Annotated in this window: 9 protein-coding genes; 4 read left to right on the top strand and 5 right to left on the bottom strand. The window is 43.6% G+C overall.

The window, feature by feature from the left end; genetic code table 11:
- The 4 genes from L4C33_RS15465 to L4C33_RS15480 all read right to left on the bottom strand — a co-directional run.
- Window positions 1-2,650, bottom strand: a 2,650-nt coding sequence (locus L4C33_RS15465; RefSeq protein ID WP_428813315.1) for an efflux RND transporter permease subunit, incomplete at its 3' end; no start/stop codon positions are given.
- The gene (locus L4C33_RS15470; RefSeq protein ID WP_428813316.1) at window positions 2,650-4,392 is read right to left on the bottom strand and encodes an efflux RND transporter periplasmic adaptor subunit; all 1,743 of its coding nucleotides are present in this window, start codon (window positions 4,390-4,392) and stop codon (window positions 2,650-2,652) included. The genes L4C33_RS15465 and L4C33_RS15470, both read right to left, overlap by 1 nt.
- A gap of 11 nt (window positions 4,393-4,403) precedes the next feature.
- Window positions 4,404-5,762 (bottom strand): TolC family protein, encoded by a 1,359-nt coding sequence (locus L4C33_RS15475; protein WP_428813323.1) that lies wholly within the window; start codon window positions 5,760-5,762, stop codon window positions 4,404-4,406.
- A gap of 105 nt (window positions 5,763-5,867) precedes the next feature.
- Window positions 5,868-6,314, bottom strand: coding sequence for a hypothetical protein (locus L4C33_RS15480; RefSeq protein ID WP_428813317.1), 447 nt, complete (start codon window positions 6,312-6,314; stop codon window positions 5,868-5,870).
- A gap of 169 nt (window positions 6,315-6,483) precedes the next feature.
- On the opposite strand from L4C33_RS15480, the gene L4C33_RS15485 reads away from it, so the two are divergent.
- Genes L4C33_RS15485 through L4C33_RS15495 form a run of 3 tightly spaced genes read left to right on the top strand, consistent with a single transcriptional unit; the run spans window position 6,484 to window position 8,769 of the window.
- Window positions 6,484-7,176: an aspartate/glutamate racemase family protein gene (locus L4C33_RS15485; protein ID WP_428813318.1), complete on the top strand. Its 693-nt coding sequence runs from the start codon at window positions 6,484-6,486 to the stop codon at window positions 7,174-7,176.
- Entirely contained in the window at window positions 7,176-7,592 is a 417-nt protein-coding gene (locus L4C33_RS15490) for a GNAT family N-acetyltransferase (protein ID WP_428813319.1), read from the top strand. The genes L4C33_RS15485 and L4C33_RS15490 overlap by 1 nt, the downstream gene beginning before the upstream one ends.
- Before the next feature lies 1 nt (window position 7,593).
- Window positions 7,594-8,769 carry an MFS transporter gene (locus L4C33_RS15495; RefSeq protein ID WP_428813320.1) on the top strand — a complete coding sequence of 392 codons (1,176 nt, stop codon included), beginning with the start codon at window positions 7,594-7,596 and terminating at the stop codon, window positions 8,767-8,769.
- Window positions 8,770-8,922: 153 nt separating this feature from the next.
- Here the strand turns inward: L4C33_RS15495 and L4C33_RS15500 are convergent, their stop codons facing one another.
- A complete protein-coding gene (locus L4C33_RS15500) occupies window positions 8,923-9,885 on the bottom strand; it encodes a hypothetical protein (RefSeq protein WP_428813321.1) in 963 nt (320 codons plus the stop codon).
- A gap of 148 nt (window positions 9,886-10,033) precedes the next feature.
- On the opposite strand from L4C33_RS15500, the gene L4C33_RS15505 reads away from it, so the two are divergent.
- Window positions 10,034-10,501: an Lrp/AsnC family transcriptional regulator gene (locus L4C33_RS15505; protein ID WP_428813322.1), complete on the top strand. Its 468-nt coding sequence runs from the start codon at window positions 10,034-10,036 to the stop codon at window positions 10,499-10,501.
- The last annotated feature ends 111 nt before the right edge of the window (window positions 10,502-10,612 follow it).

Raw genomic sequence — 10,612 nt, forward strand, 5'->3', positions numbered from 1 at the left:
AACTAAAGTAGAGCAGCAGCATAATGATGGCGATAGTGATAGGTACGACCATACTCAGCCTCTCCTTTGCGCGCTCCATGTATTCATACTGACCAGACCAAGCAATAGAGTATCCAGCAGGCAATTCTAGATTTTGAGCGACAATTTGCTGCGCTTCGTTAACGTATGAACCCAGGTCGCGCCCTTCGATATCGACAAACACCCACCCGTTAGGGCGTGCATCTTCAGTCTTAATCATCGGTGGGCCATCTTCATAGCGAATGTCGGCAACATCAGCTAACGCAATTCGGGCGCCATTTTGTGTCACTAGTGGTAGGTTTTGCAGCTTAACTACTGAGTCACGGTACTCTTGAGGGTAGCGGACATTAATCGGGTATCGTTCAAGCCCTTCAAGGGTTTCACCAACATTCATACCACCAACAGCTGTTGAAATAACAAGTTGGATATCTTTGATGCTTAACCCATAACGAGCCGCAGCTCTACGTTTAATATCAATGGTGACGTAACGCCCTCCAGCAACACGTTCTGCATACACTGAAGCCGTACCGTTAATACCATTAAGAATTGGCTCCAAATCACTGCCAATCTTCTCGATAACTCCGAGGTCTGGGCCCGCAATTTTAATTCCGATTGGCGTCTTAATTCCTGTTGCTAACATATCTATACGCGTTTTGATCGGCATTACCCATGCGTTAGTTAGCCCTGGAAACTGAATCAGCTCATTAAACTCTTTCCTTAAAGATTCTGGTGTTACGCCGTCACGCCATGTGTCTCGTGGCTTAAACTGAATAACGGTTTCGATCATAGTCAGTGGAGCTGGGTCTGTAGCAGTTTCAGCTCGGCCAATTTTTCCCCATACAGTTTCTACTTCTGGAACCGTTTTAATGAGTTTATTGGTTTGTTGTAAAAGCTCACGGGCTTTACCAATAGAGATCCCAGGGTAAGTTGTTGGCATGTACATCAAGTCACCTTCATCTAGAGGTGGAATGAACTCGCTGCCCAATTTGCTGGTGGGGTAATAAGCTGAACCCATGAGTGCGACGGCAATAATCAACACCGTTTTAGGGTAACTTAGACTTAAGTTCAGCAAAGGGCGATATAATGCAACCAACCCTTTGTTCACTGGGTTTTTATGCTCAGGAAGTATTTTTCCACGGATGAAGTAACCCATTAGCACGGGGACTAAAGTAATCGCTAGACCTGCTGATGCCGCCATAGCGAATGTCTTCGTAAAGGCGAGGGGAGAAAACATTTTCCCTTCTTGGCCTTCAAGCGCAAATACGGGTACGAAGCTTAAAGTAATAATGAGTAGCGAGAAAAACAGTGGAGCACCGACTTCCTCTGCTGCTTTAGTGATTACCTGCCAACGATTTTTGTCGGTTAGAGGTGTGCGTTCAATGTGTTTATGAACGTTCTCTATCATGACAATAGCGCCGTCCACCATTGCGCCGATGGCAATTGCGATGCCCCCAAGCGACATGATGTTGGCATTAATGCCTTGCCAATGCATAACAACAAAAGCAGAAAGGATCCCGACAGGTAAACTCAGTGCGATAACCAAGGAAGAGCGAATGTGGAACAAGAACAGCGCACACACAATCGCGACAACAAAGAACTCTTCCGCGAGTTTTTTCCAAAGGTTTTCTACTGCAGAATCTATCAGCGTTGAACGGTCATAAGTAGGGACAATTTCAACGCCGTCTGGCAGGCTTCGTTTTAGCTCATCCAGCTTGGTTTTGACATTTGAGATCACCTGGCTAGCGTTCTCACCAAATCGCATCACAATTACGCCACCAACGGTTTCACCCTCGCCATTGAGTTCAGAAATACCACGGCGCATTTGCGGACCTAGATTAATGTCAGCAATGTCACCAAGCAAAAGCGGAGTGCCTTTCTCGGTAACCTTTAACGGTAGTGACTTAATGTCTTCAATATTCGTTAAGTAGCCAGTAGTACGTACCATGTGTTCAGCTTCAGCGACCTCAATAACTGATGCTCCAGACTCCTGGTTACCATTCTGAATCGCCATGTTAACTTGCTGCAGTGTTAGGTCGTAGGCGCGAAGCTTTGCAGGATCGATCTGAACTTGATACTGCTTGACCATTCCTCCCACGGTGGCGACTTCTGATACGCCTTCTACCGTTTGCAATTCATACTTTAAAAACCAATCTTGTAGGCTACGTAATTCAGCCAAATCATGATTACCTGACTTATCTTGAAGTACGTAGCTGTACACCCAGCCCACACCTGTTGCGTCTGGCCCAAGTGTCGGTTTGGCATTAGAGGGTAGTTTTGGCGCGACCTGGCTTAAATACTCAAGAACACGAGATCTTGCCCAGTACATGTCGGTATCGTCGTTGAAGATGATATAAACATATGAGTCACCAAAGAACGAGTAGCCTCGAACTGTCTCTGCGCCCGGAACAGCCAACATTGCGGTAGTAAGAGGGTAGGTGACCTGATCTTCAACCACTTGAGGTGCTTGCCCCGGGTAACTTGTCTTGATGATGACTTGCACATCTGACAAATCAGGAATCGCATCGACAGGCGTATTTTTTACGCTATACAGGCCGCCGAGAGTAAGAAATAAAGTTGCCATCAACACCAGTAACCGGTTGTTGATTGACCAGCGAATAATTGATCCAATCATTAGATGCTCTCCGGATCGTTAACCAGAATAGATTCAAGTTGTTCTAGCGAATATTCAGAACCGTTCTGAGATACTAGAAATCGAACTTTTTGTCCCTCTTGGTATGGGGCAAGGTCAATTGCGCTGTCGACAGAGAAGTTCATTTCGCCAGCTTCCCAATTCCACTCTGATACCGGAGCATGTTGTAAGGTAATCATCCCAAAATCTGGCATTAACATACTGATATTGCCGGTGATCCATACGTCAGTAATCGCCTTGGCAGTATCAATTTTGAAATCGACAATTTCATACTGTCCGGATTCTGACTTAAGCATCTCAAAATCTATGAGTTGGCCTTTTTCTAAGTCATCAATATTCACGTTATCAGCAAAGTTGAAATTCATGACCATGCCGGGCCATTCCCACTCAGGAACCGGTTCGTGGTTAATTGTCGCCATTTTATGACCTTTCATCAGATCGGTAATTTGGCCTTTAGCCCATACGGTAGGCTCAATGGCTTCTACGCCATTAATACGTGACAAGTCGGCAGACTGACTGGATTCTGAGTCCAGCATAAAGTGAGCGGAAGTGACGACGTGATCTTGCTCTGTTAATCCTTGAATGACTTCGATATCGCTACCAGCTTCTCGGCCGATTTCGATACGTGCTGAACGATACTTACCATTACCTTCAGAGAGAACAACACGAGACATGCCTCCCGAACGTATAACGGCCGATTTCGGAATCGTGAGTGCAAAACCTTCGGTCACGGGTTGTAACGCGATGTTGGCAAACATATTTGGTTTGAGCTGACCTTCGCTGTTTGAAAACTTTAATCGCATGCGAATGGTGCGCGTTTTAGGGTCGAGAATAGGGTAGACGTAGTCGACTTCACCTTTCCAACTTTTTCCCGGAACGGCATCAAGTGTCATTTCAGCGAAACTACCTGACTCAATCCAGTGGGCTTGTCGCTCGAAGACTTCTGCATCTACCCAAACTTCGTCTAACGGGCCGGCGCTGATTACTGCTTGAGATGGAGAAAGGTAGCCACCTTCACGTATGTTAAGGCTAGCGATGACACCATCATCAATCGCTTTAATATCAATGGTCTGAGAGGCCTTGCCTTGTTTTCTAATTTGTTTAATTTGGCTACGGTCGACCCCTAATGTAAGTAGGCGTTCTGTTGCTCCTTTGATTAGACCTTGTCTGCTTGTACGGTACGCGTTTAACAGCTCTTCTTGGGCTTTGATAAGCTCAGGTGAATAAAGCGTAAATAAAACGTCGCCTTTTTTTACTTGCTCTCCAACAGCATTAATGTTGAGTTTTTCTACCCAACCCGCGACTCGCACATTGGTTTGCCACAAACGACTTTCATCAAATGCTATGTAGCCTACGGTTTCGATGCGAGGCGATAGTTTGGCAAGCTGCACTGACGCAGTTTTCACGCCTAAGTTATTTTCAACAGAAGGGTCAATGGTAATCGTCCCGGCAGGTTCATTTGCTCCTGATAGGTCTTCGGCATATACAGGTACAAGATCCATTCCCATTGGTGATAGCCCAGGTTTGTCTCGTTGATAATTTGGATCCATGGGCGCAACCCAATATAAAGGCTCGCTTGAATCGCTATTACCCTCGTTTTGTTGTTGAGATGGCAAAGAGCCATTCATTGATTGCATTGAATGATTGTTCAGGAGTTGGTTAGCTCCGTAGCCTAGTGCGCTGCCAACGAATAGGGCTATGGTTGCGATTTGTAATGGTTTCATAGTTTTTCTCGTTAGTTATTAGCTTGCGTGTCAGCAGGAGTTGGCGTTAGGTAACTGAAAGCACCGAGTAATGTGGCTAGGTTGCTTTGTACTAAGTTGAGATCGGTGATGAGCCTTTGTTGTTCAAGCGTGACAGCAAGCTGGTCGCGAGTTGCGTTGATAACATCACTAAACTGAGAGGTGTTATTTTGATAACCCCTTTCTACGGCTTGAGTTCGAGCATTTACTTGAGGAATCAAGGTCGTCGCGTAACGTTCTACACGCTGTTCTAAGTTGGTTTTGTCGACTAAAAGCGCGTTGACCTGTGCATTCATTTGAGCAAGAAGCAGATCTTTGTTGGATTTTGCTGCGCCAACTTGAAATTGAGCCGCTTCATGGTTTTTGTCTTGCTTATTACCAGTAAACAGTGGGATATCCATGGTGATGTAAGCGCTCAATAGATCAGAAGCAGGCTCTCCCATCATGTTATTGGCTTGTCTATTTGCGTACATGACTTCGACACCAAACTGCGGTGTGTAAGCCTGTTCCGCGATACTGACCTGTGTCTCGCTAGCGGCGATATTCGCGTCTGCGATTTGAATCATCGGGTGCTGTTGAAGCAATGGGTAATATTGAGTGTTAGATACAGATGACAACTTATGCGTGAGAATGGACCAATCGAGGTTGTTTTGAGCTTTCAATTCACGCGTATCCATTAACCACTCAGAGCCTAACCATTCAGATAACTGAGAATGAATACGGCGTTGTTGTTGCGCGTTGGCTTGGCGTTTATCTTCTAACTGGCTAACTTTGAGCTGAGCATTAAGCAAGTCCTGAGTTTCGCTCGTACCTATAGAGTAATTGGTTTGAGTGAAGGTCATTAGCTCGTTTAGCAAGCTCAGGTTTTCTTCTATTACACGTTCAGCCTGTTGTTGGTAGCCTAATTCCAACCATAATTGCGTTACGCTGTTAACGATCTCTCGTTCGCGAAGTTGAGCTTGTAAGCTCATTCCATCAGCCTGCTGGTTAGCCTTACGCTGTTGCAGTTCTAAAGTTGAACCACGCTCGAATTGCTGCATTAGCCCAATAGACACGTTGGTCATAGGGTCGACGTCAAACTCGAAACTGTCGACAGGCAAGCCGCCAAACCCGAGTTTAATTTTGGGATCCATTAAGGTTGCACTTGCTACACCTTGAGCGCGTAAAGCATTTGACTGGGCAGCAATCTGCTTGCGACTGGAGTCGTTAGCTAATGCGTATTGAATAAGGGTATTAAAGTCGGCATTGCTCTGTGTTTCGACGACCTGAGATACGACAGCTTGAGACGCGTATACAGGTGCGGAAACCGTTGCCGTAGCACTAATACTGAGTGCTAAAACAGATAAAGTAATTTTCACAACAAAATCCAATTTGAGCGTACCTTAGAGGTACGAAAAAACTCTCACAACACAGCGTTTAAATGTAATTGGTGCTATGAGCTGAAAAATAGATTGGATTTATGCTATTGGGGGGCGGTAGAGCGAACGAGCAAGACCAGCAATGCTAAGACTTGGCTCAAGGGTGATTAGTGCAAGATGCGAATGTAAAGAAGGGGAGTTTGTAACTTGAGGAGCAAATGCAATTTTGGTCATACACATTGCATCGCAACAGTTACAGCTGTGATCTGGTCCAGAACCACAATCCATCATCGACATAGAGTTATCTGCCGCATTGTGATGCAACATCTTTGATGTTTGTGTATGACCATTTTGCTTAGCTTCAATGTCAGTTTCACTATTAATGTCTTCATTCATCACGGTGCAATTCATAGACATTGACATCGTCTGAGCACTTGAAAGCATGTTGATCATCATTAGCGATTCGCTAGAGGCAATATTGGACGTCAGCATGGTAAACATGCTGAAACAGGTAATCCAAAATATGCGTAAAGTCGAAAGTCGCATGACGAGCTCATAAAGTACAAAGTGACGACTATTCTAAAGCTTACCCCTAGGGTAAGGTCAACAAAACAAACAAGATTTTTAATTTTGAATCAGCGGATCGATAAATACGGTTTGTAACATATGAGCTTTTCTGCTCTATTGAAACTCAACCATTGGCTAGGGATAAGTTATGAAAACAATCGGTATGATAGGTGGTATGAGTTGGGAATCGACAGCAAACTATTATCGTGAAATAAACCAGAAAGTAAGTGGACAATTAGGCGGCTTTCATTCGGCAAAAATAGCGATGATGAGTGTCGATTTTGCCGAAATAGAAGCACTGCAACGGAGTGGAGATTGGCTTAAAACCGCTGAAATATTATCTCAATCGGCTCGTTCATTAGAAAGTGCAGGTGCAGATTTTGTTATGATCTGTACGAATACAATGCATAAAGTCTTTGAACAGGTTGAAGAAAGTGTCGAAGTTCCACTATTACATATTGCTGATGCAACTGCCGAAGTTTTGATGCGTGACGGTATTGAGAAAGTGGGCTTACTTGGTACAGCTTTCACGATGGAACAAGATTTTTATAAAGGTCGCCTGAAAGATAAGTATGGTATTGATGTGCTTGTACCTAACGGTGTTCAACGTAAATTGGTGCACGATGTTATTTACCAAGAATTGGTTCATGGCAAAGTGAACCCACGCTCCAAGAATGACTTTTTAGTGATAATAGGCGATTTGTTTGAAGCTGGTGCTCAAGCTGTGATTTTAGGGTGTACCGAGATAGCAATGTTGGTACAGCAAGAAAATACACATGTCCCGCTTTATGACACCACAGAGCTTCACGCCCAAGCCGCTGTAGACACAGCGTTAGACTAATGGAAGTCTCGGTCAAACGAATAACCTGGCAACAGGCGCTTCCCATTCGTCATCAAGTATTATGGTCTCATAAACCTATCGAATTCTGCAAAGTAGAGTCCGATGATGAAGCGTGGCATTTTGGTGCGGTGATAAATGGGGAAGTGGTTTGTTGTGCATCTGTGTTTATCGACGGATCAAGTGCCCGTTTAAGAAAGTTCGCTACATTAGAGCAATATCAAGGCCAAGGCATCGGAAGTAAGGTCGTGCGGAAAATCTTGTCTGAGCTCAACTCTTCCGGTTTTAGTGAGTTTTGGTGTGATGCCCGCGAAAGTGCCGTGGGGTTTTATCAACGATTGGGGATGACCCGTTCAGGTGAGCGATTTTTTAAATCAAATGTGCCTTATTTCAAAATGCGAATGAGCATAAGGATATGAAATGAATAGAAATGTATGGTTACTGTCCTTGTGCCAGGCATTATTAATGACAGGAAACATTTTACTTATTTCTGTTATTGGTTTGATTGGACAGCAGATAGCACCTAGCCCAAGTATGATTACTTTGCCTGTCGCATTACAATTTTTGGGCTTGATGGCCGCGACGATCCCAGCTTCGCTTATTTCTGGAAAACTAGGACGAAAGCGCGGATTTAGTATCGGGAATATTGTTGGAATTACCGGAGCGTCGTTAGCTACGTTTGCTCTTTATCAACAGCAGTTTTATTTGTTCTGTTTTGCGACCTTTTTACTCGGTATAGGAATTGGTTTCGGAACACTTTATCGCTTCGCTGCAATAGAGGTGTGTAATGAAGACGCTCGTCATAGAGCGATTTCGATCTCTATGGCTGGTGGTGTTTTAGCTGCGGTATTGGGGCCTAACTTAGCGATAATGTCGCAACAATGGTCACAAGATGGTTTATATATAGGGGCGTTCGCTTCGCTAATTGTCCTTAATATTATCGCGTTAGTAATATTGCAAACCATTCAGTTTCCTAAACCTCAATCGGCTCAATCCAGCGTAGCGTCTGACTCTTTGAAAGAGATAATCAAGCGCCCCAATTTTGCTGTTGCCGTCTTTGCAGCCATGGTTTCTTATGCCGTTATGAACATTCTAATGACGGCGACACCGCTTGCCATGATTGGCTGTGGCTTCGATTTCACTAAAGCGGCTGGTGTAATTGAATGGCATGTATTAGGGATGTTTGTCCCTGCATTTTTTACTGGTCGATTGATTGAAAAGTTTGGTGCGCGGTTGATGATCCTTATAGGAGGCTTACTCTTTGTCGCTTGTATAGTGGTGAATATTCACGGCCAATCAATATGGCACTTTAGAGTGGCACTTGTGTTATTGGGCGTGGGGTGGAACTTCATGTTCATTTCAGCAACCGGGTTATTTAGTCAGTCTTATCAGTCTAAAAATAAGGCAAAAGCACAAGCGTTCAATGAATTTATGGTGTTTGGCTGTGTGACAGTAACAGCATTATTGTCGGGTTGGCTTGAATCAACAGTTGGCTGGAAGAATCTAAATATATACGTGCTGCCGTTTGTATTAGCTGTCATTGTGCTGTTTGTGTTTGGCGCTAAACAAAATAAACACCAAAAACAAATGGGTTAGTTGAAATATCCGCTAGGCTAGTAATCACGGTGATTTACAATGTAAAGAGCGGACGCCTTATGGCGCTCGCTCTTTTTAATGGGCGTCTATAAAGATATATAAAATGGTGCCTGAAGCTTGGACAGAACCTTATATAACGTTAGGAGATATAGGTTACTGCGAAACACTTTTGTAGAAGTAGCGTTCGCATACGCGCACGTCTAAGCGTTTTATTGCTTGAGCTAGAATCGCAACTATCAGTATTGAAAATACCAGTCTGCCCCAAAATATAGTGTAGAAATCGGCGCCAATAAGCAGGATCAATAAGGTATCTTCGATCAAACTATGAAGTAAGTTAAGTAGCATTATCGCAGTAAAAACATCTCTTGCGGCTATGTGTCCTCGTTTCGCCTCGCTAATCAACAATCCTCCGCCAAATGATAAGCCCAGAGTTATGCCAATGATAGTTAGGTTAGTGGCCTCTTTGCTAATGCCTAATATACGCAAGAAAGGACGCAGTAGAACAGCCATGACTTTTTCAATTCCGAGTAGTTTTAAGACCTTGAGCAAAAATAGTAAGGCTGAGATGACAACAAAAATTACGGCAAAGTTTTTGATTTGATCAAGCACCCACCCCAGATAGGTGGTGTCGACAGATGCTTCTGGCTGCCAAAGTGTTACTGCTGGTTGATTGAGTAGGTCACCAAACTGATAACTAATGTTTAGTAACCAGGCGAGTAATAAGCTTCCGCCGATTCTTATCACTAACGTCGCCATTAAGCTTACTCCCGCTTTTTTAGCGATAGCGGCTTCAATAGGAAGTGAGTGTGCAAGTAACATCATGCTGCCTAAAATAGAAACTTGAGCAACAGTGAGTGGCGCATCGAGGTTAATGAATACAATTAAACCGGCGTAGATGTTAGTGAGTATGGTTGTTGCCCACACTAAACCTAATTCTGGTGGAAGCCCTACAAGTTCCATAATTGGGCTGAGCCAATTACTGAGGATCACGATACCACCCAGCTCTTCGACGACTTTAATGACGACGATGATCGGAATCATAATTTTGAATAGTGTGAACGTAACGTCGTAAATATCTCGCGCTAGATCTTTAAAAAAAGTGTGGATTGCTTGCATGTCTAAACTCAGTTGTGTGACTTATGCGTACATTTTACAAACTATTTCATTTTCAAAATTTCTTAATCACATTAAATTGTCGTTAATAATTTGTTATTTGACGTTATGTAGGAAATATAACGCTAAAAATAAGTAGGAAGGTGAAATTATGGAAATAGACCGCATTGACCGTAAGATCTTAGTCGCTCTACAACAAAACAATCGAATTCCAAATATGGAGTTGGCAGAATTGGTTGGCTTATCTCCTCCAGCTTGCCTTAAGCGAGTCAAACGTTTAAGAGAAGAAAAAATCATCATTGGTGACGTGGCGATCATCAATCCTGAATTGGCTGGCAGTACGATGACATTGATTGTCTCGGTCGAAATGGAACGTGATAGGGCAGATATTTATCAAATCTTTCGTAAATCGATACTAAAAGCACCAGAGGTTACTCAGTGTTATCAAATCTCAGGCAGCTACGACTTCATGTTAGTCGTGACTGTGAAAGACATTCAAGCATATGAACATTTTGTAGAGCGGGTACTTCATACCGACCTTAATATTCGCAAGTTCCACACGTCAGTTTCTATGCGAACCGTAAAATTCAGTACGGCAGTCGACTTAGAAGAGTCTTAGGTACGGCTATCTGTGATGTATTCGGCTTAGATTCGTTTAAATGCTAAACATTTACGCAAAATGTGACGTTCACATTTTGTCATAAATGAAATAATTGTATATATTCTTCGC

It is taken from the genome of Vibrio makurazakiensis, from assembly GCF_050337375.1.
Lineage (GTDB): Bacteria > Pseudomonadota > Gammaproteobacteria > Enterobacterales > Vibrionaceae > Vibrio > Vibrio makurazakiensis.

Bases quoted from the DNA above. Each gene is read 5' to 3' on its own strand.
- L4C33_RS15485 (WP_428813318.1), top strand. From the start codon at position 6,484: ATGAAAACAATCGGTATGATAGGTGGTATGAGTTGGGAATCGACAGCA.
- L4C33_RS15480 (WP_428813317.1), bottom strand. From the start codon at position 6,314: ATGCGACTTTCGACTTTACGCATATTTTGGATTACCTGTTTCAGCATG.
- L4C33_RS15500 (WP_428813321.1), bottom strand. From the start codon at position 9,885: ATGCAAGCAATCCACACTTTTTTTAAAGATCTAGCGCGAGATATTTAC.
- L4C33_RS15495 (WP_428813320.1), top strand. From the start codon at position 7,594: ATGAATAGAAATGTATGGTTACTGTCCTTGTGCCAGGCATTATTAATG.
- L4C33_RS15470 (WP_428813316.1), bottom strand. From the start codon at position 4,392: ATGAAACCATTACAAATCGCAACCATAGCCCTATTCGTTGGCAGCGCA.
- L4C33_RS15505 (WP_428813322.1), top strand. From the start codon at position 10,034: ATGGAAATAGACCGCATTGACCGTAAGATCTTAGTCGCTCTACAACAA.
- L4C33_RS15490 (WP_428813319.1), top strand. From the start codon at position 7,176: ATGGAAGTCTCGGTCAAACGAATAACCTGGCAACAGGCGCTTCCCATT.